This window comes from Pseudomonas sp. R11-23-07 (assembly GCF_003852295.1).
In the GTDB taxonomy this organism is placed as follows: domain Bacteria; phylum Pseudomonadota; class Gammaproteobacteria; order Pseudomonadales; family Pseudomonadaceae; genus Aquipseudomonas.
In genome coordinates this window covers 4275835-4298844 of the sequence record NZ_CP027761.1, presented here as the reverse complement: position 1 = coordinate 4298844, position 23010 = coordinate 4275835, and the positions used below count along the sequence as shown (strand labels likewise).

General features: G+C 59.1%; 24 protein-coding genes and 1 pseudogene. 12 read left to right on the top strand and 13 right to left on the bottom strand.

The genetic code is table 11. The annotated features are described in order from the left end of the window. The first annotated feature begins 210 nt into the window (after positions 1–210). Genes zwf through C4J84_RS19695 form a run of 3 tightly spaced genes read left to right on the top strand, consistent with a single transcriptional unit; the run spans position 211 to position 3060 of the window. Positions 211–1677, top strand: a complete 1467-nt coding sequence (gene zwf, locus C4J84_RS19705; protein ID WP_124371658.1) for a glucose-6-phosphate dehydrogenase — start codon at positions 211–213, stop codon at positions 1675–1677. Continuing rightward, a complete protein-coding gene (gene pgl, locus C4J84_RS19700) occupies positions 1664–2377 on the top strand; it encodes a 6-phosphogluconolactonase (protein ID WP_124368115.1) in 714 nt (237 codons plus the stop codon). The genes zwf and pgl overlap by 14 nt, the downstream gene beginning before the upstream one ends. Before the next feature lie 17 nt (positions 2378–2394). Beyond that, positions 2395–3060, top strand: coding sequence for a bifunctional 4-hydroxy-2-oxoglutarate aldolase/2-dehydro-3-deoxy-phosphogluconate aldolase (locus C4J84_RS19695; protein WP_069076884.1), 666 nt, complete (start codon positions 2395–2397; stop codon positions 3058–3060). Between the two features lie 202 nt (positions 3061–3262). Here the strand turns inward: C4J84_RS19695 and C4J84_RS19690 are convergent, their stop codons facing one another. Next, complete coding sequence (locus tag C4J84_RS19690) at positions 3263–4438, bottom strand: aminotransferase class V-fold PLP-dependent enzyme (RefSeq protein WP_124371657.1); 1176 nt, start codon at positions 4436–4438, stop codon at positions 3263–3265. Positions 4439–4452: 14 nt separating this feature from the next. After that, positions 4453–4689: a DUF3820 family protein gene (locus C4J84_RS19685; RefSeq protein WP_104505342.1), complete on the bottom strand. Its 237-nt coding sequence runs from the start codon at positions 4687–4689 to the stop codon at positions 4453–4455. Positions 4690–4893: 204 nt separating this feature from the next. On the opposite strand from C4J84_RS19685, the gene C4J84_RS19680 reads away from it, so the two are divergent. Then, entirely contained in the window at positions 4894–5361 is a 468-nt protein-coding gene (locus C4J84_RS19680; protein WP_124371656.1) for a PA2169 family four-helix-bundle protein, read from the top strand. A 134-nt stretch (positions 5362–5495) separates the two neighbouring features. Here C4J84_RS19680 and C4J84_RS19675 read toward each other — a convergent pair whose 3' ends face one another. Beyond that, positions 5496–5966: a MaoC family dehydratase gene (locus C4J84_RS19675; RefSeq protein ID WP_034115694.1), complete on the bottom strand. Its 471-nt coding sequence runs from the start codon at positions 5964–5966 to the stop codon at positions 5496–5498. Between the two features lie 57 nt (positions 5967–6023). After that, positions 6024–6968: an alpha/beta hydrolase gene (locus tag C4J84_RS19670; RefSeq protein ID WP_124371655.1), complete on the bottom strand. Its 945-nt coding sequence runs from the start codon at positions 6966–6968 to the stop codon at positions 6024–6026. A 212-nt stretch (positions 6969–7180) separates the two neighbouring features. On the opposite strand from C4J84_RS19670, the gene fadD2 reads away from it, so the two are divergent. Both fadD2 and fadD1 read left to right on the top strand, forming a co-directional pair. Then, complete coding sequence (gene fadD2, locus C4J84_RS19665; RefSeq protein ID WP_124435990.1) at positions 7181–8869, top strand: long-chain-fatty-acid--CoA ligase FadD2; 1689 nt, start codon at positions 7181–7183, stop codon at positions 8867–8869. A gap of 379 nt (positions 8870–9248) precedes the next feature. Next, entirely contained in the window at positions 9249–10940 is a 1692-nt protein-coding gene (gene fadD1 / locus C4J84_RS19660; RefSeq protein WP_124371653.1) for a long-chain-fatty-acid--CoA ligase FadD1, read from the top strand. 115 nt (positions 10941–11055) lie between these two features. Here the strand turns inward: fadD1 and C4J84_RS19655 are convergent, their stop codons facing one another. Then, positions 11056–11433: a hypothetical protein gene (locus tag C4J84_RS19655; RefSeq protein ID WP_124368109.1), complete on the bottom strand. Its 378-nt coding sequence runs from the start codon at positions 11431–11433 to the stop codon at positions 11056–11058. Positions 11434–11634: 201 nt separating this feature from the next. On the opposite strand from C4J84_RS19655, the gene C4J84_RS19650 reads away from it, so the two are divergent. The 3 genes from C4J84_RS19650 (at position 11635) to def (ending at position 13493) form a co-directional block, all read left to right on the top strand. Beyond that, positions 11635–11820: a CsbD family protein gene (locus C4J84_RS19650; protein ID WP_124371651.1), complete on the top strand. Its 186-nt coding sequence runs from the start codon at positions 11635–11637 to the stop codon at positions 11818–11820. 180 nt (positions 11821–12000) lie between these two features. After that, on the top strand, positions 12001–12957 hold the full coding sequence (locus C4J84_RS19645; RefSeq protein ID WP_124430339.1) for a YihY/virulence factor BrkB family protein: 957 nt from the start codon (positions 12001–12003) through the stop codon (positions 12955–12957). Then, on the top strand, positions 12954–13493 hold the full coding sequence (gene def, locus C4J84_RS19640) for a peptide deformylase (RefSeq protein ID WP_124371649.1): 540 nt from the start codon (positions 12954–12956) through the stop codon (positions 13491–13493). The genes C4J84_RS19645 and def overlap by 4 nt, the downstream gene beginning before the upstream one ends. 75 nt (positions 13494–13568) lie before the next feature. Here def and C4J84_RS19635 read toward each other — a convergent pair whose 3' ends face one another. Next, positions 13569–13967 carry a GNAT family N-acetyltransferase gene (locus C4J84_RS19635; protein ID WP_124430338.1) on the bottom strand — a complete coding sequence of 133 codons (399 nt, stop codon included), beginning with the start codon at positions 13965–13967 and terminating at the stop codon, positions 13569–13571. Between the two features lie 205 nt (positions 13968–14172). Between C4J84_RS19635 and C4J84_RS19630 the strand changes: the two genes are divergently transcribed. Continuing rightward, on the top strand, positions 14173–15099 hold the full coding sequence (locus tag C4J84_RS19630) for an aliphatic sulfonate ABC transporter substrate-binding protein (RefSeq protein WP_124435989.1): 927 nt from the start codon (positions 14173–14175) through the stop codon (positions 15097–15099). A gap of 51 nt (positions 15100–15150) precedes the next feature. Here the strand turns inward: C4J84_RS19630 and gstA are convergent, their stop codons facing one another. After that, positions 15151–15753 (bottom strand): glutathione transferase GstA, encoded by a 603-nt coding sequence (gstA, locus tag C4J84_RS19625; RefSeq protein WP_124408000.1) that lies wholly within the window; start codon positions 15751–15753, stop codon positions 15151–15153. A gap of 96 nt (positions 15754–15849) precedes the next feature. On the opposite strand from gstA, the gene C4J84_RS19620 reads away from it, so the two are divergent. Beyond that, a complete protein-coding gene (locus C4J84_RS19620; protein WP_124435988.1) occupies positions 15850–16713 on the top strand; it encodes a LysR family transcriptional regulator in 864 nt (287 codons plus the stop codon). Positions 16714–17362: 649 nt separating this feature from the next. Here C4J84_RS19620 and C4J84_RS19615 read toward each other — a convergent pair. The 6 genes and pseudogenes from C4J84_RS19615 to C4J84_RS26510 all read right to left on the bottom strand — a co-directional run. After that, complete coding sequence (locus tag C4J84_RS19615; protein ID WP_124435987.1) at positions 17363–17833, bottom strand: hypothetical protein; 471 nt, start codon at positions 17831–17833, stop codon at positions 17363–17365. A gap of 133 nt (positions 17834–17966) precedes the next feature. Next, positions 17967–19376 (bottom strand): MFS transporter, encoded by a 1410-nt coding sequence (locus C4J84_RS19610; protein WP_124405085.1) that lies wholly within the window; start codon positions 19374–19376, stop codon positions 17967–17969. Positions 19377–19388: 12 nt separating this feature from the next. Further along, a complete protein-coding gene (locus tag C4J84_RS19605) occupies positions 19389–20126 on the bottom strand; it encodes an NAD(P)-dependent oxidoreductase (protein WP_124371644.1) in 738 nt (245 codons plus the stop codon). 13 nt (positions 20127–20139) lie between these two features. Then, positions 20140–20775: a glutathione S-transferase family protein gene (locus C4J84_RS19600; RefSeq protein ID WP_124364099.1), complete on the bottom strand. Its 636-nt coding sequence runs from the start codon at positions 20773–20775 to the stop codon at positions 20140–20142. A gap of 140 nt (positions 20776–20915) precedes the next feature. Then, positions 20916–21341, bottom strand: a complete 426-nt coding sequence (locus C4J84_RS19595) for a DUF6252 family protein (protein WP_124435986.1) — start codon at positions 21339–21341, stop codon at positions 20916–20918. Between the two features lie 172 nt (positions 21342–21513). Further along, positions 21514–21597 (bottom strand): annotated as a pseudogene (locus tag C4J84_RS26510) (DUF6124 family protein); the annotation flags it as partial. A gap of 264 nt (positions 21598–21861) precedes the next feature. Between C4J84_RS26510 and C4J84_RS19590 the strand changes: the two are divergent. Then, entirely contained in the window at positions 21862–23007 is a 1146-nt protein-coding gene (locus C4J84_RS19590) for a hypothetical protein (protein WP_124435985.1), read from the top strand. Positions 23008–23010: the final 3 nt, after the last annotated feature.

Here is a 23010-nt window from a genome sequence, read left to right as displayed (position 1 = left end):
CAGTCTTTCCTTCGGGCGACGATGCAAATAAAAAGGCGGTAACCAATCGATGAGTGGCTTTTCGCGGTGGCCTATCCTACTGAGGGTAGCCGAACACCACCACTCGCAATGCGTATTTGCGGAAAATGTTGTGGTTATTACTACATTTTTCCTTGAGTGATGCCTTGAAAAAAGGTATTTGTAGCTTAACTTGATAAAAGAACAAACATCATGCCTTTGATAACCGTAGAACCCTGCACCTTTGCCCTGTTTGGCGCCTTGGGTGATCTGGCGCTGCGCAAGTTATTTCCTGCCCTCTATCAACTCGATGGCGCCGGCTTGCTGCACGATGACACGCGCATCCTGGCCCTGGCCCGCGAAGCCGGTTCCGAGCAGCAGCACCTGGCCCATATCGAAACAGAACTGCGCAAATACGTCGGCAAGGAGCTGGACGAAGCCGTGGCCCAGCGTTTCCTGGCGCGCCTGGCGTATGTGCATGTCGACTTCATGAAGGCCGACGACTACGTCGCCCTTGCCGAAAAGGTCGGTAGCGAACAGCGCCTGATCGCTTACTTCGCCACCCCGGCCGCCGTGTATGGCGCGATCTGCGAAAACCTGTCCAAGGCCGGCCTGGCGGAAAATACCCGCGTCGTGCTGGAAAAGCCGATTGGTTCGGACCTGGAATCCTCGCGCAAGGTCAACGACGCCGTCGCGCAGTTTTTCCCGGAAAACCGCACCTACCGTATCGACCACTACCTGGGCAAAGAAACCGTCCAGAACCTGATCGCCTTGCGTTTCGCCAACAGCCTGTTCGAAACCCAATGGAACCAGAACTACATTTCCCACGTGGAAATCACCGTGGCCGAGCAGGTTGGCATCGAGGGCCGTTGGGGCTACTTCGACAAGGCTGGCCAACTGCGCGACATGATCCAGAACCACCTGTTGCAGCTGCTGTGCCTGATCGCCATGGACCCGCCGGCCGATCTGTCCGCCGACAGCATTCGCGACGAGAAGGTCAAGGTGCTCAAGGCCCTGGCGCCGATCAGCCCGGAAGGCCTGACCACCCAGGTGGTGCGCGGCCAGTACATTGCCGGCTACAGCGCCGGTAAAGCCGTGCCGGGATACCTGGAAGAAGAGAATTCCAACACCCAGAGCGACACCGAGACCTTCGTCGCCCTGCGGGCCGATATTCGTAACTGGCGTTGGGCCGGGGTGCCGTTCTACCTGCGTACCGGCAAGCGCATGCCGCAAAAGCTGTCGCAGATCGTCATCCACTTCAAGGAACCGTCCCACTATATCTTCGCCCCCGAGCAGCGCTTGCAGATCAGCAACAAGTTGATCATCCGCCTGCAGCCGGACGAAGGTATTTCCTTGCGCGTGATGACCAAGGAGCAGGGCCTGGACAAGGGCATGCAACTGCGCAGCGGGCCGCTGCAACTGAATTTTTCCGACACTTATCGCAGCGCACGGATTCCCGATGCCTACGAGCGGTTGTTGCTGGAAGTGATGCGCGGCAATCAGAACCTGTTTGTTCGCAAAGATGAAATTGAAGCCGCGTGGAAGTGGTGTGACCAGTTGATCGCCGGGTGGAAAAAATCCGGTGATGCGCCCAAGCCGTACGCGGCGGGGTCCTGGGGGCCGATGAGCTCGATTGCACTGATCACGCGGGATGGGAGGTCGTGGTATGGCGATATCTGAATTGAAACTGCCTCAGGGCGTCACTGCCCATGAGTACCGTACGCCCGTGCTGTTGGCGGACGGCCTGGCCAATGACGTGGCCGAACAATTGCGCGTGGCCATCAGCGCCCGTGGCGCGGCCACCCTGGTGGTGTCCGGTGGCCGCAGCCCGGTGGCGTTCTTCCAGAACCTGGCCAGGCAAGCCCTGGACTGGTCCAAGGTCACGGTCACCCTGGCCGACGAGCGTTGGGTGCCGGTGGAACATGCCGACAGCAATGCCGGCTTGTTAAAGCAGCACCTGCTGCAGGGCCCGGCGGCCAAGGCGAAATTCTTGAGCCTGTACAGCGCTGCCGCCAACCTTGAAGAGGCGGCCGAGCAGGCTGATCGCCTGCTGGCCGAACTGCCGGCGATCGATGTGCTGGTGCTGGGCATGGGCGATGACGGCCACACCGCATCGCTGTTTCCCAACAGCCCGAACCTCGCCCAGGCGTTGCAGGCCGACGGCACCCGCCGTTGCTGGCCAATGCTGGCGCCGACCGTGCCGCACCAGCGCCTGACCATGAGTCGTGCATTGCTGGCCACGGCCCACTACACCGTGCTGTCGATTTCCGGCAGTTCGAAGTTGACTACCTTGAGCGCCGCGCTGGCCGGTGACGATGTCGCCGCCATGCCGATTCGCGCGTTTTTGCAACCTACTTTAGAGATTTACTGGTGCCCATGAGCCAAGGATCAGCCGCTATGAAAAGCCCTCAACCGACCGTGTCCATGGCGGATAAAGTTGCCCTGATCGACAGCCTCTGCGCCAAGGCGCGGATCCTGCCGGTGATCACCATCGCCCGCGAGCAGGACATCCTGCCCCTGGCCGATGCCCTGGCTGCCGGTGGCCTGACCGCCCTGGAAGTGACCCTGCGTTCCGAGTTCGGCCTCAAGGCCATCCAGGTGTTGCGCGAACAGCGCCCTGAGCTGTGCACCGGTGCCGGCACTGTGCTGGACCGTCATATGCTCGAAGCGGCAGAAGTGGCCGGCTCGCAGTTCATTGTCACCCCCGGCATCACCCGCGACCTGCTGGAAGCCTCGGTGCACAGCCCGATCCCGCTGCTGCCTGGCATCAGCAATGCCTCCGGCATCATGGAAGGCTATGGCCTGGGCTACCGCCGCTTCAAGCTGTTCCCGGCCGAAGTCAGCGGCGGCGTGGCGGCGATCAAGGCCTTGGGTGGCCCGTTCGGCGAAGTGAAATTCTGCCCGACCGGCGGCGTCGGCCCGGCCAACATCAAAAGCTACATGGCGTTGAAAAACGTGATGTGCGTGGGCGGTAGCTGGATGCTTGATCCTGAATGGGTAAAGAACGGCGATTGGGCGCGTATCCAGGAAGTCACCGCCGAGGCGCTGGCGCTGCTGGATTGATCTGATTTATCGAATCGTTGTTGCTGTGCTTAACGGCATTTTTGCGGTGCACTTGGTCGGTGTACCGCTTTTTTTTGCCTGTAGAAAACCTGGAGAACGCCACAAAACCAATGTGGGAGGGGGCTTGCTCCCGATAGCAGTGGTTCAGTCAATACATGTAGTGACTGATTCACCGCTATCGGGAGCAAGCCCCCTCCCACATTTAATCTTCGCTCAGCTCGGTAATGGCGTTGACCAGCGTGCCGATGTCTTGTGCTGACGTCACCAATCCCGGTGTCACCCGAATACACGTGCCAAACGCCGAACCCGTGCGGGTGGTGGTGAACAGCCCGTAATCGTTGAGCAACCGATCCACCATCACTTGCTGATCGCGCCCAACGAACTTGAACGCGGTAATCCCGCAATACAGCCTCGGATCATCCGGCGTCAGCACTTCGATTCCCGGCACAGTCCGCACCTGGTTCACCCAACGATTGCGCAGGTAATTGACCCGTGCGCCCTTGGCCGCCGCGCCGCCCAATTGCCGGTGTTCTTCAAACACCAACGGCATGCTCATCAGTGCCGGAAAGTTAGGCGTGCTGTAGGACGTACGCGCGCGTACATCCGTGGCGGGGTAGTGGAATTCACCCATGTCCGGGTCGATATCCGCCAAGCGCTCGGGGGCGATGTAGAGAAAGCCCAGGGTCAGCGGGGCGCCGATCCATTTGTGCAAGTTGAAGCCGGCGAACTGAATGCCCAACTCGGCCAGGTTGAAATCGATCTGGCCCAGAGCGTGGGCGCCGTCGAGGATTACATCAATATCCTGCTCACGCGCAGCCTTGGCAATCGCCGCCACCGGCATCACCAGGCCGGTGCGGTGCGTGACATGGGTCAGCGCCATCAGCTTCAAGCGCGGGTACTGAATGAAGGTATCGCGATAGATCTGCACGAGGCTGTCGAAACTGGCCGGGTGAGCGTGGGAAATCTCGATCACTTCGACACCGCGCACGCCGGCCAGCCAGCGCATCGCGCCTTTGACCGTGTCGTACTCCAGGTCACTGATCAGCACTTGGTCGCCGGGTTGCAGGCGGTTGTAGTTGCGGATCAGCGACTGCAAGGCTTCAGTGGCGTTGCGGGTGAAGGCCACCGAGTCCGGGTCTGCATCGATCAAAGCGGCCAGTTGGCGACGAATCTCGAGATTTTCCCCTTGCTCGAAGCGCTGACGCACGTACACCGAGTTGCTGCGATTGATGAAGGCAACGTGTTCCAGGTACTGGGCCTGGACTGCACGGCTCATGCGCCCGAAGTAGCCGTTTTCCAGATTGATCGGGCCCGGCTCCAGCTCATAGCGCTGGGCGATGGCCTGCCAGTGACTTTCGTTGTTTGCATTCCTTGGCATGGCGAGGCTCTTAATTAATGGCGAGGGGCGGGTTTACCGTGTTTAACGCGCAGCGGTTCAAGCAATTCGGCCAAACCGTTGTGGTCGATTTCCTGCATCAGTGCCAGCAAGCCACCCAGTTCCCCGTGGGGAAAACCTTCACGGGCGAACCAGTTCAGGTAGGGGCCGGGCAAGTCGGCGATGATCCGCCCTTTGTATTTGCCGAAGGGCATTTCGCGGGTGATCAGCAATTCGAGTTTTTCGGGGTTCATGGGCTTCAGCGTTTGATTCGATAGCGGGGAAAATACAGGCATTCTGCATGAAGGCCAAATGACAGATCATGCAAATAACGTCGATACAGATGGTTCAATAATTCGTAAGTCATTGAAATACAACAAATAAGTAATTTTTCAAAACCTGGCACGAGCGCTGCAATCATTAAGACAACTTTCTCAACCCACATAAGGAATTGAAAAATGACTGACATCAATAAAGAATCCATCTCCGTACTGAACGACCTGATCGAAACCAGCATCGACGGCCAAAAGGGTTTCCAGGAGTGCGCTGAAGACATTAAGCACCCTGAACTCAAAGCCCTGTTCGTCAAGCGCTCCGCCGATTGCGCCACTGCTGCCACCGAGCTGAAAACTGCCGTGCGTGCCCTGGGTGGCGAGCCGAAAGAATCCGGCAGCGTGGCCGGTGCTATGCATCGCGGTTGGGTTGACGTGAAATCGATGGTGACCGGTAAGGACGAAGAGTCCGTGCTGAACGAAGCCGAGCGCGGTGAAGACCACGCACTGAAGGCTTACAAGGAAGCGATCGAGAAGATCAACAAGCACAACCTGCTGGGTATTCGTGATCTGGTTGAACGTCAGTACCACGGCGTGCAGCGCAACCACGACCAGGTTAAAGCTCTGCGTAACCAGGCTCGCGCTCAGTCGTAAGCCCTGGGTTGTAGATGCTGTAAAAAGTGTGGGAGGGGGCTTGCTCCCGATAGCGGTGGATCAGTCGATAGGTTTATTGACTGAATCACCGCCATCGGGGGCAAGCCCCCTCCCACATTTGTATTGCGTCATTTTCAGCCAATGCTGATCGGCGGCAGCTCGGTCAACGTCACTACCTGCTGTTTGCGCGGGGCAAGAATCTCCGCTTCGCCATCCACTACCAACTCATCGCGCTGGTTGAACACTCGCGTGGCAATGCGTACACGGAACTTGGGCAGCTTCTCCAGGATTTCCAGGCGCACGGTGAGGGTGTCGCCGATCTTGACCGGCTTTTGAAAGCTCATCTGCTGGCCGATATAAATCGTGCCCGGGCCGGGCAGTTCACAGGCTACCGCCGCGCTGATCAACGCACCACTGAACATGCCATGGGCGATGCGTTCTTTGAACATGGTCGCCTTGGCATACTCGGCATCCAGGTGCACCGGGTTGTGATCGCCAGACATGGCGGCGAACAACTGGATATCGCGCTCTTCGACGGTCTTGCTGAAGCTGGCGGTCTGGCCGACTTCAAGGGCCTCGTAGGGGGTGTTGGTTACCTGGGTCATCTAAAGGTGCATCCTGTGGCTAATCGATAATTTAATTGGCTGATTTTAAACGAAAAATTATTCGCAGCGGGTAGGCCTGCGCACTGTCAGGGCGTGCTCGAGCCACGTCAGCACATCCGCGGTGACGTCGTCGCGGTTGGTTTCATTGAACACTTCATGACGTGCCTGCGGGTAGAGCGTCAATTGCAGGTGCTGGCAGCCCGCATCGCGCAGGGCATGGGCCAGGCTTTTGAGACGCTTGCCTTCACTCACCGGATCACATTCGCCGCCGATTATCAGAATTGGCAGGCCCGGATCTATCTGCGCGAGATTGGACGCTTTGCTGATTTGCTGCAAGCCGCCGAGCAGGTCGACCCACAGCTGGTTGGTGCAGCGGAAACCGCAAAGCGGGTCATGGATGTATTGGTCGACTTCAACCGGGTCGCGGCTGAGCCAGTCGAAGGCGGTGCGATTGGGTTTGAACGCTTTGTTGAAGGAGCCGAACGACAGAAAGTCAATCAATGCACTGCGCCCGCGCATACCCTGGCGCGCGCGCTCGATACGGGCAATCGCCCGCGCCGCGCGATACAACGCCACCGGCTGGAAATTCGAACCGCTGAGTATCGCCCCATGCAGGCTGGCGCTGTGATGCAGCAGATAGGCCTGGGCGATATAGCTGCCCATGCTGTGGCCGAGCAAAATAATCGGCAGCCCCGGTTGCTGCTGGCCGATGTGCTGGTTAAGGCTGGCCAGGTCGCCCACCACTTTGTTCCAGCCATCCTCTTCGGCGTACAGCCCCAAGGTGCCTTCGTCGGCGGTACGGCCATGCCCACGTTGGTCCAGCGCATACACACCATAGCCGGCGCCGCACAACGCCTGCGCCAGGCGCCCATAGCGGCCGCTGTGCTCGGCCATGCCATGGGACAGCATCACCAGGGCCCTGGGAGGCTCGGCGGGCATCCATTGATTGACGTACAGGCGGCTGTGGTCGTTCGCGGTCAGCCAGAAAGTGCTGTGGTTCATGGCGGTTCCTTTGCGCAGGGTCGTTGCAGTGTATAGCTCATCGGGTGGGGGGCGGGGTATCTGCCTGCGCCTCAGCGACAAGATTCATACAATCAATGACACAGTTGAGTGTATTGCCTGTTTGGCCATTACTGCTAACGTCCTCAAAGCTCCGCTCTTTGTAGCTGCATAGAAAAGCGGCCGGACACACTCAGGTAAAGAGGACAAGAATAATGCAACCTGATTTTTGGAATGACAAACGCGCGGCGGGTGTGCCTAACACCATCGACCTGACTGCCTATCAATCAGTGATCGAAGTCTTCGAGCGTTCCTGCAAGACCTTTGCCGACCGTCCGGCGTTCAGCAACATGGGCATTACCCTGACCTACGCCGAGCTTGAGCGCCAGAGTGCGGCGTTCGCCGGTTACCTGCAGCAGCACACCGACCTCAAGCCCGGCGAGCGCATCGCAGTCCAGATGCCCAACGTGTTGCATTACCCGATTGCGGTTTTTGGCGCACTGCGCGCCGGGCTGATCGTGGTGAATACCAACCCGTTGTACACCCCGCGTGAAATGCGCCACCAGTTCAAGGACGCCGGCGTGCGTGCGCTGGTCTACCTCAACCTGTTCGGTTCGCGGGTACAGGAGGTGTGTACCGACACCGAGATCGACTACCTGATCGAAGCCAAAATGGGCGATTTCATGCCCGCCGCCAAAGGCTGGCTGGTCAACACCCTGGTCGACAAAGTCAAGAAGATGGTCCCGGCCTACCACCTGCCGCGTGCGGTGTCGTTCAAGCGCGCCTTGCACATGGGCGCGGGCCTGGGCGTGACGCGACATCCGGTGAGCCTAGAGGATATCGCCGTGCTGCAATACACCGGTGGCACCACCGGCCAGGCCAAGGGCGCGATGCTCACCCACGGCAATCTGGTGGCGAATATGCAGCAGGCGCGGGCGTGCATGTCGCAACTGGGGGACGACGGCCATCCGCTGATCAAGGAAGGGCAGGAGGTGATGATTGCGCCGCTGCCGCTGTACCACATCTATGCGTTCACCGCGAATTGCATGTGCATGATGGTGTCCGGCAACCACAACGTGCTGATCACCAACCCGCGCGACATCGGCGGGTTCATCAAGGAACTGAAGAAGTGGCGCTTCACCGGGCTGCTGGGGCTCAACACGTTGTTTGTGGCGCTGATGGAGCATCCGGACTTCAAGAGCCTGGATTTTTCCCATCTCAAGTTGACCAATTCCGGCGGCACGGCGCTGATAAAGGCCACCGCCGAGCGTTGGCAGCAGATCACCGGGTGTGCAATCGGCGAGGGCTACGGCCTGACCGAAACTTCACCGGTGGCCAGCACCAACCCCTATGGCAATCAATCGCGGCTGGGCACGGTAGGCATTCCGGTGCCGGCCACGGCCATGAAGGTAATCGATGACGAGGGCGCTGAGTTGCCGTTGGGCGAACGCGGCGAACTGTGCATCAAGGGCCCGCAGGTGATGAAGGGCTATTGGCAGCAGCCGGCGGCCACGGCCGAGGCGCTGGACGCCGAGGGGTGGCTCAAGACCGGCGATATCGCCGTGATCGATACCGACGGCTTTATACGCATCGTCGACCGCAAGAAAGACCTGATCATCGTCTCGGGCTTCAACGTCTACCCCAATGAGATCGAAGACGTGGTGATGGCCCACCCGGCCGTGGCCAACTGCGCGGTGATCGGCGTGCCGGATGAGCGCACGGGGGAAGCGGTGAAGCTGTTTGTGGTCGCGCGTGCCGAAGGTGTGAGCCTTGAGGAGTTGAAGGCGTACTGCAAGACCAACTTCACGGGATACAAAGTGCCCAAGCACATTGTGCTCAGGGATTCGCTGCCGATGACGCCGGTGGGGAAAATCCTGCGGCGGGAGCTGCGCGACATCGCCTGAAGTGAATAGCTAAAAATGTGGGAGGGGGCTTGCCCCCGATGAGGTTGGAACAGTCACCGCTGCATCGACTGATCCGCCGCCATCGGGAGCAAGCCCCCTCCCACATTGTTTTGTATTGCCCGCTAAGCCCTGTTCCAGAGCCTTTCAGTGGGTTATTTTGCCTGCGTTAAAAGTGTGACCAATTATTGTAGGACAGTCGTGTTAGTGACCGTAGGGCCCTCTTTTGGCTCTAGTCGGCCCTTGGCAAAGCTGCTACTCTCGGCGCGCTTTGTGACGTCTAGGCCTGCTTGAAGCGCCAGATTCACCTTAAAAAAACATACACCAATAATAATCGCATCAAATGCGATGATGAATTCGCGTCGCTGAGGAGTGGGCTTCCATGAACGAAGACTTTTGGAAGGATAAGTACCCCGCCGGGATTGCTGCACAAATCAATCCAGACGAGTATCCGAATATTCAGGCGGTACTGAAGCAGTCCTGCCAGCGCTTCGCCAACAAACCGGCTTTCAGCAACCTGGGCAAGACCATCACCTACGGTGAACTGTACGAATTGTCCGGCGCATTCGCCGCCTACCTGCAACAGCACACCGACTTGAAGCCTGGCGACCGAATCGCCGTGCAACTGCCCAATGTCCTGCAATACCCAGTCGCTGTATTCGGCGCCATCCGTGCCGGGCTGATCGTAGTCAACACCAACCCGCTGTACACCGCGCGGGAAATGGAACACCAATTCAATGACTCCGGGGCCAAGGCCCTGGTTTGCCTGGCCAACATGGCGCACCTGGCTGAAAAAGTCGTGCCCAAGACTGCGGTCAAACACGTGATCGTGACCGAAGTCGCCGACCTGCTGTCGCCGTTCAAGCGCCTGTTGATCAACAGCGTGATCAAGTACGTGAAGAAAATGGTCCCGGCCTATCATTTGCCGCAAGCGATCAAGTTCAATGACGTGCTGGCCAAGGGGCAGGGCCAGGCGGTCAGCGATGCCAACCCGGCCAGCGGCGATGTGGCGGTGCTGCAATACACCGGCGGCACCACCGGCGTGGCCAAGGGCGCAATGCTCACCCATCGCAACCTGGTCGCCAACATGCTGCAATGCAAGGCGCTGATGGGCTCGAACCTCAATGAAGGGTGCGAGATCCTGATCACGCCGCTGCCGCTGTACCACATCTATGCGTTTACCTTTCATTGCATGGCGATGATGCTGATCGGCAACCACAACATCTTGATCAGCAACCCGCGCGACCTGCCGGCGATGGTCAAGGAACTCTCGAAGTGGAAGTTCAGCGGCTTTGTCGGCCTCAATACCCTGTTCGTCGCGCTGTGCAACAACGAAGGCTTCCGCAAGCTGGATTTCTCCGCGCTGAAGGTCACCCTTTCAGGCGGCATGGCGCTGCAGCTGGCGGCCGCCGAACGCTGGAAAGCCGTAACCGGTTGTGGCATCTGCGAAGGCTACGGCATGACCGAGACCAGCCCGGTGGCCACGGTGAACCCGATCCAGCATATCCAGATCGGCACCATTGGCATCCCGGTGCCATCCACCGTGTGTAAAGTGATCGCCGACGACGGCACCGAGCTGCCGCTGGGCGAAACCGGCGAGCTGTGCGTGAAGGGCCCCCAGGTCATGAAGGGCTACTGGCAGCGCCAGGACGCAACCGACGAGATGCTCGACAGCGAAGGCTGGCTGAAGACCGGCGACATCGCGATCATCCAGCCCGACGGCTACATGCGTATTGTCGATCGCAAGAAAGACATGATCCTGGTCTCGGGTTTCAACGTGTATCCCAACGAACTGGAAGACGTGCTGGCAGGCCTGCCGGGCGTGTTGCAGTGCGCAGCCATCGGCGTGCCGGATGAAAAGTCCGGGGAGCACATCAAGCTGTTCATCGTGGTCAAGCCAGGGGCGACCCTGACCAAGGAACAGGTGATGGAACACATGCGCGCCAACGTCACCGGCTACAAGGTGCCCAAGGCCGTTGAGTTCCGCGATGCGCTGCCGACCACCAATGTGGGCAAGATTCTGCGGCGTGAATTGCGCGATGAAGAACTGAAGAAGCTCGGTCTCAAAAAGTAACGCACTTCAAATGTGGGAGGGGGCTTGCTCCCGATAGCGGTGGGCCAGTCACAGATAACGTGACTGACACTTAGCTATCGGGAGCAAGCCCCCTCCCACATTTATGACTGCGTTATTACAGGGCGAACTGCGCAAAGCTGATTCCCGCACCGGCAGGGCGCACATCCTTGAGGAACGAGTCCTTGTCGGCGCTCAGTTCCAGGGTGATTTCCGGCTTGCGCTTGCCGGCATTGCGCACCACCAGCCCTTCGAGGTTCTCACGCAGGAACGCCGTTGGCACTTTCAGGTGCAGCAGTTGGTCAGTCTCGGCGTTGTGCATCAACAGGTGGATCCACTCGTACTGGCCCACGCCAATCCGCGCCACTGGCAAGTCGAACCACCAGATATTGCGTTTGGGGTCCAGGTCGGTGAAATGGCAGTTGTTGACGCCGAGTACGGCACCGCCCAGTTCCTGGTTTCTGCGGGCGATGGCCTGTGCTTTATTGAGTTTCATAACCTTCCTACGGGATCTGTTATTCAGCGTTCGAGCCTGAATCTGCCGGGCATTCTCGTGGGTTGGCGGCAAAACATAAAGGCAAACCTGCCCCTTTCGATCAAATGCGCGCTGAAAAATAATTGAAACTCTGGCGCCTGGCGTCCAGTCAACCGCTACGTAGTGACCTAAAACCATTTGATAGTTATCAGGAGTAATACCATGGGCAGCACTTCCGATAAGGTAAAAGGCGTAGCTAATGAAGCCGTCGGTAACGTCAAGCAAGGTGTCGGCAAGGCGACGGACAACGACAAAATGCGTGCTGAAGGCGTGATCCAGGAAAAGAAAGGCGAAGCTCAGCAGGCAGTGGGCAAGACCAAGGACGCAGTGAAAAAAGCGACCGAGTAAGACGGTCCGGCTGGCTCATCCCAGCAGCCCGACGGCCATCTACGGATGGCCGTTTTTGTATCCAAGGCTGCAACTAAAGTTTAGAAATTGTTTCAAAGTCGCCAAATGGGCTACTTTGATGTAGAAAACGGCCCCTGAGTCGCCCGCGACCTCACCCTCTTTGCGGCGAAAGGAGACGCTATGATTTTTCCGGTACTCGATGGTCTCAAGCTGCACAAGGTGCTGGTGCGCACCGTTACGGAATTCGTCGACGACGAGATGCCCACCTACGCCTCGGCTCTGGCCTACCAGATGCTGTTCTCGTTGTTTCCTTTCCTGTTGTTCCTGATTGCCCTGATCGGTTTCCTGCATCTGCCGGATTTCTTCACCTGGCTGCGCCTGCAGTCTGAGCTGGTATTGCCGCCCCAGGCACTGGAGCAGGTCAACCCGGTGATCGACCAGTTGCAGCAATCCAAGGGCGGGCTGCTTTCGGTGGGTATCGTGATCGCCCTGTGGACCGCCTCCGCTGGCGTGCGCCTGATGATGAGCGCGATGAACGCAGCCTATGACGTGGTGGAGGGGCGGCCGATCTGGAAGCGTTTCCCTCTGTCGATTTTCTACACCATCGGCATCGCCGGCATGCTGCTGGCCGCCGCCGCGTTGATGGTGCTCGGCCCACAGGTAATGGAATGGCTGGCGGGGCAGATCGGTATGCAGGAGTTCGTCGTCACGCTGTGGACCCTCGTGCGCTGGCCGCTGATCGTGATCCTGCTGATGTTTGCCGTGGCCCTCATGTATTACGTGATGCCGGATGTCGAACAGGAGTTTCGCTTTATCACCCCCGGTTCCGTATTGGCGGTGGTGGTGTGGATCGTCGCTTCCCTCGGCTTTGGCTACTACGTTAAAACCTTCGCCGACTACAACGCCATGTACGGCAGTATCGGCGCGATCATCGTGTTGCTCTTGTACTTCTATATTTCCGCTGCCGTGCTGTTGCTCGGCGCGGAAATGAACGCCGTGATCGAACACATGTCCGCCGAAGGCAAGGACCCCGGCCAAAAGGAAATCGACGAACCGGGCCATGCCGGTGAAAAACAACATGTCTCCGGCCTGGGCCGGGACCATTCCAAGCCTCTTACCGTTGAGCCTGATCAATGATCCGTGAAATCCTGAAAATGGGCGATGAACGTCTGCTGCGCATCGCCCCGCCAGTGCCACCGGAAATGTTCGACAGCCCTGAGCTGTGGCAACTGATCGACGACATGTTCCAGACCATGGAACACGTGGGCGGCGTCGGCCTGGCTGCGCCGCAGATCGGTGTGGACCTGCAATTGGTGATCTTTGGTTTCGAGGCCAGCGAACGCTACCCGGAGGCGCCGCCGGTGCCGCAGACGATCCTGATCAACCCGTTGATCACACCGCTCAGCCCGGTGCTGGAAGAGGGGTATGAGGGCTGCCTGTCCGTGCCCGGCCTGCGCGGCGCCGTGGACCGCTATCAGCAGATCCGCTACGAAGGCTTCGACCCCAAGGGCGAGCCGATCGTACGCTTCGCCGACGGCTTCCATGCACGGGTGGTGCAGCATGAGTGCGATCACCTGATCGGGCGGTTGTACCCGTCGCGGATTACTGACTTCAGCAAGTTCGGGTTTATCGAAGTGCTGTTCCCGGAAATGGACCCAACCGCCGACGAATGACCGGCAGACTGCAACAGGTCCAAATGTGGGAGGGGGCTTGCTCCTACCCACCGCTATCGGGCGCAAGCCATCAGGTTATCGAAGGCCCATCGCGATCATCGGTTTGTTGCGCTTGTAGCGCACCAACCGCTCACTGAGCGATTGCGGCAAAACCGTGTCCTGGGAAAAACCCATACGCTGATACATCCCTTCAAGGTCCGGGTGGCAAAACAGCCATACGTTATCGTCCACTTCAGCCACTGCCAGGTGGATCAACCGCGCCGCCAGCCCCTGGCCGCGATAAGCCGGGTCAACGAACACGCCGGTCAGCCATTGCCCACCGACCACGGGGGTCAGGCATAACCCGGCAACGATCTGCGTGTCCCTCGCCACCCACAACTGCCCGTCCTTGAGCGCCTTCATCGACGAGTTGTGGCTGCGGTAAAACTTGTTCAGCAGCGGCCATAGCGGCGCTGCCAAGCGTTCGATGTGCATGTTCAAACCAACGAAAGGACAAGCGGGCATTGTAGCCGTTGCCGGCAGGGCGCAAACATCGGCCTGCGAGTCCGCATATAAAGTTATAAATAGATGATTTTTTAATATTATTAATGAATAAGAGAGCTTGCTAGGATCGCTGCTTCGAAGCACCCGACATACCGGGCCCAACCGCACCCGCCGTTAAGGTCAAGGAAGCGCTCTTATGCTGAAAATAATTGCTGTCGCTGCTCTTTCGCTGGTCGCCGCCAAGGCACTGGCCGCCGATCCATCCACGTTGCGCATTGGCTATCAGAAAAGCTCGGTAAGCATGGTCCTCGCCCGTGAACACAAGCTGTTCGAAGCCGCGCTGCCCGGCACCCAGGTGCAGTGGACCGAGTTTCTCGGTGGCCCGCCGCTGATCGAGGCGCTGAACGCCGGCAGCCTGGACATCGGCAATATCGGCGACATCCCACCCATTTTCGCCCAGGCCGCCGGTATCGAGTTGCAGTACATCGCCGTCGAGCCCAATGAGGGCAAAACCGAAGCCGTGCTGGTGCCTCAAGCTAGCCCCATTCATAGCGTGGCCGAACTCAAGGGCAAGCGTGTAGCGCTGCTCAAGGGTTCCAGTGCGCACAACCTGTTCCTCAAGAGCCTGCTGCGCGCCGGTTTGCAGTGGAAAGATGTGAACGTGGTGTACCTGTCGCCTTCCGACGGACGCGCCGCGTTCGAGCAAGGCAAGGTGGACGCCTGGGTGGTGTGGGACCCTTACTACTCGGCCGCCGTGGTTGACGGTGCCGCCCGCGTGTTGGGCACCGGCGAGGGCCTCAATCCGGCCGGCAGCTTCTTCGTGACCAGCAGCGCGTTTGCCCGGCAAAATCCCCAGGCCATTGCCACCATCCTGCAAACCCTCGGCAAGGCGCAGCGTCTGTCCCTGGACCAACCCGAAGACAGCATCGCGCTGATGGCCAAGACCTTGGGCCTGCAACCGGCGGTGGTCAAAAGCTACTTCGAGCACCGCTCGCCCGAGCCGATCCGGCCGCTGCAGGCGGTCGACATCGCCAATCAGCAACGCACCGCCGATTTGTTTTTCGCCAATGGCTTGATCCCGAAGAAGGTCGATGTGCAGCAGGTTGTGTTCAAAGGTCCATAAGCCCTGGGGCGAGGGAGCGGCTCCCTCGCCACTACTTGATTGCCTGACCGCTCATGGATTTTCCGCTGCCAGGGCCGCAACCACAGTGGGCCGCTTGCCCACCCGTTGTTGAAATGCCACCAACGCCGGCCATTCATTCAGCTCAATCCCATGAACCGCCGCCCAACGCAGCACCACAAACAGATACGCATCCGCTACCGAATACTGCGCGCCCAGCAAATAATCCTGTTGCTCCAACGTTTGCACCAGCACCGCAAAACGTTTGAATAATGTGGCCTGGAACAGGGCCCGCACCTCGCCCTGGATTGCCCTGTTGAAAAAGACCGCCAGCCCGCCATGCACTTCGGTGGCGATGAAATTCAACCACTCTTGCAAGCGCACGCGCTCCCAGCTGCCGTTGGCCGGGGCCAGATGGGCATCGGGCTTCAGGTCGGCGAGGTATTGCAGGATCGCGCTGGCTTCGGTCAACACCTGGCCGTTGTCCAGTTGCAGTGCCGCTACGTAACCTTTGGGGTTGATCTGCAGGAAATCCCTGCCGTCGGCCGTGGTCTTGGCTTGGTTATCCACGCGCACCAGGTCGAAGGGCAAGGCCAATTCCCGCAGCACGATATGGGGGGCGAGCGAGCAGGCATTCGGGGAAAAATACAGTTTCATGGAGGGCCTCTATGTCGGGTTTGCGCCAGTTTCGCGGGCATGGCACCGTGGGTAAAATTAAAGCTTCATACCCCACCCATAAGGACAGCTACTGCCATGATGAACTTGATGCATTGGCGCCTGCTGGTGGCCGTGGCCGATCACGGCAGCATCACCGCCGCTGCCGAACGGGTGGGCATGACCCAGTCCGCCGCCAGCCAGGCCATGGCATCCATGGAGATCGCGTTGGGGGTGCAACTGTTCACCCGCGAGCCGCGCAAGACCTTGCCCACTGCCTTGGGGGTGAGTGTGATCGAACAGGCGCGGGTGATGCTCGGTGCCTTGCAGGCGATACGCTGCCGCGTGGAGGAAGCCCGACCCATGCTGCGTGGGAACCTGCGCATCGCGTGTTTCCCTCAGGTACTGGCGAAGTTTCTGAGCCCCAGGTTGCAGCGTTTTGCGCAGCTGTATCCGGGCATTGAGGTCACCACCCTTGAGGTCACCGACGACGAAGTGGATGCCTTGCTCGACGCCGACTTGGTCGACCTGGGCGTGGTGCTCAACCCAGAACCCGAGCGCAACCCCACGCTATTGGGGCGGGACACTTGGCTGGCGGTGGTGCCAGCCCGGCACGCGCTGGCGCAGCAGGTCACGGTGACCCTTGCGCAGTTGCTGGAGCAGCCCTTCGTGCTTGCCACCGGCGGCTGCAGCGTAAACGCCCGCAGCCTGAGTGCCGACGCCGGACTGACGCTACGCGATGTGCGTGCCGAAGTGCGTGAATGGAGCAGCGCTTTCAGCCTGGTACGCGAGGATGTCGGCGTGACCCTGGTGCCGGAAACGACCCTGCCGACCCAGTGCCAGGGCCTGCGCGTGCTGCCCCTGAGCGTGCCGATACACCGCGAGTTCGCCCTGGTCGGCTCGCCAAACCGCTCACCTTCTGCGGCCGCCGATGCGTTGCTGGCAATGCTGGCTGATAACTGAAAACGCCGCTGACCTGATGTGAAAGAAATTCAAAATGTGGGAGGGGGCTTGCTCCCGATGGCGGTGGATCAGTCAATGAATCGGTGGCTGATACGCTGCTATCGGGGCATAGGTATCTACACAACTCTGTAGCAGCCTAAGTAACCACGATGCGAAGCGAGCCGCTCTTGATCTTGCTTTTGATCTTAGGCGCCCCGTTAAACCACGCTGGCCGGAATTCGACAGTGATTTGGGGGGTAAACCGGCAGGGATGCCGGTTTAGCCGCCCCGCGCCATGGATGGCGCGTGGCGGCGGCCCCCCAAATCAATGTCGGATTACGGGCACACCGAGCCTAGGCGAGGTGCCGAGTGGTGGGGCAAGAGCGTTTTGCTTACTTTTGCGCTTTTCAAAAGTGAGACGCCGTAAGGGCGGAACCCTAAGCCGCCGTTACCGCAGCAACGGATATGTACTCGCCTTGATCCAACATCCTAGTCGGCTGTCAGGCCGCCATCGGGAGCAAGCCCCCTCCCACATTTAGGTCGCGGAGCATCAGTTAGAGAGGCTTCGGCTCCCGAGCCGTCACAGGTTCAGGCCACGCCAAAAGTTGTGTAGATACCTATGGCTATCGGGGGCAAGCCCCCTCCCACATTTTTTGTTCAGCTGTGTGGCTTAGATTGCTGCCAGGGTGTCTTTCACTGCCTGGGCCTGTGGAGCAGCCGCCTTCGCCGCTACCTGCTGCTGTTGCTGCTCCTTTAAACGTTCCGCCACTTGCCTGGCAATCGCGTCCTGTTGTTGCTGCGGCAGGGCCTGCACTTGCTCTTCTGTCATCCCCTGCTCCTTGAGCAACTGCTCGCGGATACGCTCGGCCGGGGATTTGCTCATGTATTCGCTGAGTTCAGCCCGCGTCCCGGAGGTCGTCGCTGTGGCTTGCAACTGCACGCGGGTCTTGGCGAAGGCCTCGTCGATGCGATCGCTCGCCTTGTCCAGGTCCTTCTGGGCGGCCGGCACCGTCACGCTTTGCTGCGCCGTTTGCAGGGCGCCGCTGTACAGCGCGCTGGCAGCGGCGTTGGCCGGGTCCATGTCGGAGCGCTTGAGCTGTTGGACGGTCGACGCGGCTTGGGTGTCGTTGTTAACCAGCATGATCGGTCACCTGGGGGAATGTTCGGTGTGACAGCTGGAGCAATTAGCATGCCGGGCACGACGTGCCCGTTTTTATTGGGGGGCAAGCCGCCGTCGCGGCAAACACTGTCCTGTCGACGGCCAACCCTTGCCGTCAGTGGGCGATATTCTCCAGTGCCAGGTTACGCGTTCGCGGCCCGAACCAACTGATGGTGATCATCACAATCAACATGCTGCTTGCGATAAACGCCAGCACGCCCGGTGTGCCCAGGTGTTCGAGGATAAAACCGATCAGCAGGCTGCTGAACACCGTGGACAAGCGGCTGAACGAGTAGCAGAACCCTACCGCCCGCGCACGGATATTGGTGGGGAACAATTCGCTCTGATACGAGTGATAGCTGAAGCTCAGCCAGGCGTTGCAGAAGGTGATCATCACCCCACAGAAGATCAGCCCCACCGCCGTGGTTTGCACGGCGAACAGGCTGCCGAAGATCACCGCGCCCAAGGCCGAGCCGACAATCTGCCACTTGTTCTCAAAACGGTTGGCGACCTTCACGAACAGCAGCGGGCCCAGCGGATAGGCGAGCGTGATGATAAACGCGTAGAGCAGACTGTGGGTTACGCTGACGCCCTGGCCCGACAGCAAGGCGGGCAACCAGTTGCCAAAACCGAAGAAACCGATGGCCTGGAACACATGGAAGACGATCAGCATCAAGGCGCGACGGCGGTAGGGCGGTTGCCAGATATCGGCGAAACGGCCGCTGCCCTGCACGCTGACAGCCTCGGGTTCCGGCGCATCCAGAGGCTTGCCGTGATCCTTCAGGCAGCGCGCTTCAAGGGTGTCCATGATCGTTCCGGCTTCCTCGAAACGACCTTTCTGCGCCAGCCAGCGCGGTGATTCCGGCAGGCGCTTGCGCAGTTGCCAAATAAACAATGCAAAGACTGCACTGCTGAGCACCACCCAGCGCCAACCGGAAATCCCGAACGGCGCCTGAGGCACCAGCCACCATGACATCAGCGCCACCGCCGGCACCGACAGGAACTGGATGAAAAACGCGAAGGCAAACGCCGAACTGCGCATGCGCTTGGGCACCAGTTCCGACAGATAGGCGTCGATCGTCACCAGTTCAATACCCAGTCCGATGCCCACCAGAAAGCGCATGCAGATAATGCCCAGGGCGGACGTCTGGATGCCCATCAGCACCGTGGCGACGGTGTACCAGATCAGCGCAAAGGTGAAGATCGCCCGGCGCCCGAAACGATCGGCGATGGGGCTCAGCAGGCTGGCGCCGAGGAACAGGCCGAGGAAGGTGGCCGAGGCGAACGCGGCCTGGTCGGAAAAGCCGAACACGCCTTGGCTGCCCGTGTGGAAAATCCCGTCGCTGATCAGGCCTGGGCTGATATAGGCCGTCTGGAACAGGTCATACAGCTCGAAAAAACCGCCGATCGACAACAATGCCACCAGGCGCCAGATGCTGGCGACGGCGGGAAGGCGGTCGATACGTGCGCTGATGTGGGCGGCGCGGGTCGGGTCGATGCCGTCAGTGGTGGAGCGTGCAGGCATGGTTCAGAACACTCAGTAAGTGATGGGGATTTCAAAGACCTGGAACGCATCATCCACCGGTTGGTAACCCAACACACGTGTGGTTTCGCTCAGGTCCAGGCGCTTGAAGCGATTATTGGAAATGCCATGGGCGACCAGGTGTTTCACATCGCGTGTGTCCACCGCGCACTGCAGCAGTTGCACCGCATCGCGCGGGCTGAGCCACGCGCTGAGGTCGCGGGCGTTGTTCAGGTCTGCGTGCTGGGGAAACTCAAACGCGCCAATGCGCACGGCGATGGTGGAGAGCGGGGTTTTGGCCGCGTAATAGCCACACAGCGCTTCACCGTAGCATTTGGTCACGCCATACAGGTTGGCGGGCATCACTTGCATGTCGGGGGTGATCTCACGGTCTACCGGATAACCTTCGACAGCTTGCGCGCTGCTGGCATATACCAGGCGCTGCACGCCGGCGGCCACGGCGGCCTCGAACAGGTAGGTGGTGGCGAGGATATTATTGGGTAGCAGCTCCTCGAACGACGCATCGGGGTCCGGGATACCCGAGAGGTGTACAACCACCTCGATGTTTTCGAGCAGGCTGGCGAGGACGGATTTGTCGCTCAGGTCAGCGTGTACGAAGCGGTGTTCGCCGAGCGCGAAGTCCGGCTCGACACGGTCGGTCAGGGTGAAGCGGTAGCGGTCTTTCGACGCCTCGAAAAAGGTCTTGCCGATTTTGCCGCAGGCGCCGGTCAGCAGTACGTTGAGTCCGTTCATGGTGTGTCCTTGTTTAATTATGGCCGTCGAGCGCGAAGGTCTTGAAGCCTGCATGCTGTCCGCCGAGTCGTTGATAATACGCCGCGATGGCGGGGTAGGGCGGACGCTCCATGGGCGTCACCTGCCAGCGGTGCACCGAGAGGCCGATCAGGATATCGGCGAGGGTGAATTCATCGCCGGCTACGTAAGCGCCAGTCTTGGCCAACTGTTGTTCCAGAATGCCCATCACGCTGTTCCAGCGTTGCACGGCGGCGGCAATCTGTGTTGCGTCCAGGCCGTCGGGATTGTTACGCACCAGCGCGGTGAACGCATCGCCCCAGGCACGGTTGAGTTCGACCGCTTGCCAGTCGATCCATTGTTCGACGCGCGCCCGTGGCGCGGGCTCGACGGGCAGCAGGTCAGTACGTTGATAGAGGCCGACCAGGTAGCGGCAGATGGTATTGGATTCCCACAGCACGCCATGGTCGTCGATCAGCACCGGCACCTGGGCATTGGGGTTCAAGGCGAGAAATTCGGGGGATTGGGTGGGCTTGAAGCCGATGCCCCAGTCTTCACGCACGTAGTCGATACCCAGTTCCTGGCAGGTCCACAGTACTTTTCGTACGTTAATGGAGGAGGCGCGGCCCAAGATTTTCAGTGAATGTCCCATGGTGCTTCCTTGGCGATGACAAGGGGTTCAATTTAGCAGAGGCATGGGGTGGGAGGGCGAGGTTCTTGTCAGGCGTTGGCGTTAAGAGCTCTCTGGCAAGCGAAGGGCCCTTAGCGCGTCAAATGAATAAAAATACTTCTTCAACGTGAAGGGCCAGTCAGGTTAACAACACCGTTCGTTATCTTCATTTCCGGTTCACCGTCCATGCCTGGCGCGTTGAAGCTAAACGTCCCCTCCAATAGCGAGTTGGCGAAATCAACACTGGATAGCGTGAAGGTTCCACTCTCCGCATAGTAGTTCCATCCAAATTCCGTGTAACTATGATAATAATAGGCAAACACTTTCTCGCCTTGCCCAATGTTGAAAGTTCCACAGGAGATATCTTTATCCAGGTAGATGAATACAGCTCGACCCCTTGATCTGTCGTGGCCAACGACTACAAATCGGGTAGCGCTCGCGTCTTGAAGAGTCACTGACTCTGAGGTGAATGGGAGGGGGGTAATCGATATATTGCAGCCGATCACACCTTTGGCGAACAGCGTTTTCTTGGAGGTGAGCGAGTACATGGCAAGATCCTTTTCAGTGAGAATCAAGTGTCAGGAGATATCCTTGACGATGTACTTATAAGGCGCCCACCGGCGCTTGCCTACTGTCAAAGTTGACAGGTAAGGGGAGGAAAAACAGCCATGTTTAGCATGGGGGGGGCAGCCCCCTCCCACATTTTGACCGAGTAGGGACTTAAGCGCGTGGTGTGTGTTGGTCCATGGCCTTGCCCACCAGCAAGACGCTCAGCTCGCTCAATTGGTGGATGGCCAGGGCTACGTGAGTCAGCCGCTTCCTACAGCCTTCCTACGTGCCCGTGATCGTTCCTACGCCTTGCTTGGTACAGATCATGTGAACGCTTTACGAACAACGACATCCGGGCATAGAAGTCAATGTGATAGCCATTAGTACGATCTAGGTTTTTAGGTGATATTTGTAGGTAGAGTCTGAAAACATAGTTTTTCAAGTTCTAGCTGTTGCTCTAGTAAAATTCCAAGGCGTAGTTTTTGTACTTCTGGCTTTTACGGTGCAGGAGATGCAGATATGTATCCAAGCAGAAAAGTTATAAGTGCCGCCGAACTGAAACGAGCCCTGACATTAGAGGATCTAACCGACCTCAACCTCGAGCCGCACGCAGTGCGACTATTGCTTGATCAAATTCTCCAAGGCCTGACCTCACGTCATTGGCCTGACCCTCAGTGGCTGCAAGGGCCGCGTGTGGTTTCGGCCCACGATAACTACGGCCTGCTCGGCTACGACACCCGCGAAATTACCCTGGGCAGTGCCCACACCCGGTGGGTTGATGACATCAGCCTGCTGCGTACTCAAACCACCAGTTTGATTCCGGCAGCGTTACAGCGGGCCAGTGAAAACCGCCAGCCTGGGCAGATGAGGCTGTTGGCGGCGCCCGGCATGACATTTCGACGTGATAGCCGTGATCGCTGGCATTGCGCGGAACCGCATCAGATGGACCTGTGGGTATTGGGCGAGCCGCAGCTTGCTGAGCGGGACCAGCTACTGCGCCTGGTGGGAGACATCCTGGACATTGCGGTGCCCGCCATGGAATGGGTGTTCTCGGACAGCCCCCACCATTACACCGAAGGTGGTATCGAGGTGAACTTAATCCTTGGTGGAGAACCGATCGAGGTGTTGGAGTGCGGGTGCATCGCCCGGTCGTTACTTGAACGCTTGAATATCGATCCGCACCACCACGGCGGCCTGGCTTTGGGGATGGGCCTGGATCGTTTGACCATGCTGCGCAAGGGCATTCCGGATATTCGACTCCTGCGTGATACCCATCCCCGCGTCAGGGCGCAAATGTTCGACTTGAAGCCGTGGCAGCCGATTTCTCGATTGCCTTCGATTACCCGAGACATTTCTCTTGCGGTGACGCCGGGGCAAAGCGAAGAAGTTATCACTGAGAAGATGCTGCTCGCCGCAGGTGAGGACGCAGCGTGGGTGGAGGAAATGCAGATCAAGGGGCGCTGGTCTCGAGATGAGTTGCCAGCGCAAGCAATCGCTCGCCTGGGGTTGTTGCCTGGGCAAGAGAACATCCTGCTTCGTATCGTGTTACGCGATTGCTCGCGATCCATCGGTTCGCGGGAGGCCAACGCGCTATACGAGCGTATCCAGGCAGCGTTGCACGAAGGCGCAGAGGGCGGCGGCTACAGGCTTCCTCCGTCCGACTAAGCG

Bases quoted from the DNA above. Each gene is read 5' to 3' on its own strand.
- zwf (WP_124371658.1), top strand. From the start codon at position 211: ATGCCTTTGATAACCGTAGAACCCTGCACCTTTGCCCTGTTTGGCGCC.
- pgl (WP_124368115.1), top strand. From the start codon at position 1,664: ATGGCGATATCTGAATTGAAACTGCCTCAGGGCGTCACTGCCCATGAG.
- C4J84_RS19695 (WP_069076884.1), top strand. From the start codon at position 2,395: ATGAAAAGCCCTCAACCGACCGTGTCCATGGCGGATAAAGTTGCCCTG.
- C4J84_RS19690 (WP_124371657.1), bottom strand. From the start codon at position 4,438: ATGCCAAGGAATGCAAACAACGAAAGTCACTGGCAGGCCATCGCCCAG.
- C4J84_RS19685 (WP_104505342.1), bottom strand. From the start codon at position 4,689: ATGAACCCCGAAAAACTCGAATTGCTGATCACCCGCGAAATGCCCTTC.
- C4J84_RS19680 (WP_124371656.1), top strand. From the start codon at position 4,894: ATGACTGACATCAATAAAGAATCCATCTCCGTACTGAACGACCTGATC.
- C4J84_RS19675 (WP_034115694.1), bottom strand. From the start codon at position 5,966: ATGACCCAGGTAACCAACACCCCCTACGAGGCCCTTGAAGTCGGCCAG.
- C4J84_RS19670 (WP_124371655.1), bottom strand. From the start codon at position 6,968: ATGAACCACAGCACTTTCTGGCTGACCGCGAACGACCACAGCCGCCTG.
- fadD2 (WP_124435990.1), top strand. From the start codon at position 7,181: ATGCAACCTGATTTTTGGAATGACAAACGCGCGGCGGGTGTGCCTAAC.
- fadD1 (WP_124371653.1), top strand. From the start codon at position 9,249: ATGAACGAAGACTTTTGGAAGGATAAGTACCCCGCCGGGATTGCTGCA.
- C4J84_RS19655 (WP_124368109.1), bottom strand. From the start codon at position 11,433: ATGAAACTCAATAAAGCACAGGCCATCGCCCGCAGAAACCAGGAACTG.
- C4J84_RS19650 (WP_124371651.1), top strand. From the start codon at position 11,635: ATGGGCAGCACTTCCGATAAGGTAAAAGGCGTAGCTAATGAAGCCGTC.
- C4J84_RS19645 (WP_124430339.1), top strand. From the start codon at position 12,001: ATGATTTTTCCGGTACTCGATGGTCTCAAGCTGCACAAGGTGCTGGTG.
- def (WP_124371649.1), top strand. From the start codon at position 12,954: ATGATCCGTGAAATCCTGAAAATGGGCGATGAACGTCTGCTGCGCATC.
- C4J84_RS19635 (WP_124430338.1), bottom strand. From the start codon at position 13,967: ATGCACATCGAACGCTTGGCAGCGCCGCTATGGCCGCTGCTGAACAAG.
- C4J84_RS19630 (WP_124435989.1), top strand. From the start codon at position 14,173: ATGCTGAAAATAATTGCTGTCGCTGCTCTTTCGCTGGTCGCCGCCAAG.
- gstA (WP_124408000.1), bottom strand. From the start codon at position 15,753: ATGAAACTGTATTTTTCCCCGAATGCCTGCTCGCTCGCCCCCCATATC.
- C4J84_RS19620 (WP_124435988.1), top strand. From the start codon at position 15,850: ATGATGAACTTGATGCATTGGCGCCTGCTGGTGGCCGTGGCCGATCAC.
- C4J84_RS19615 (WP_124435987.1), bottom strand. From the start codon at position 17,833: ATGCTGGTTAACAACGACACCCAAGCCGCGTCGACCGTCCAACAGCTC.
- C4J84_RS19610 (WP_124405085.1), bottom strand. From the start codon at position 19,376: ATGCCTGCACGCTCCACCACTGACGGCATCGACCCGACCCGCGCCGCC.
- C4J84_RS19605 (WP_124371644.1), bottom strand. From the start codon at position 20,126: ATGAACGGACTCAACGTACTGCTGACCGGCGCCTGCGGCAAAATCGGC.
- C4J84_RS19600 (WP_124364099.1), bottom strand. From the start codon at position 20,775: ATGGGACATTCACTGAAAATCTTGGGCCGCGCCTCCTCCATTAACGTA.
- C4J84_RS19595 (WP_124435986.1), bottom strand. From the start codon at position 21,341: ATGTACTCGCTCACCTCCAAGAAAACGCTGTTCGCCAAAGGTGTGATC.
- C4J84_RS19590 (WP_124435985.1), top strand. From the start codon at position 21,862: ATGTATCCAAGCAGAAAAGTTATAAGTGCCGCCGAACTGAAACGAGCC.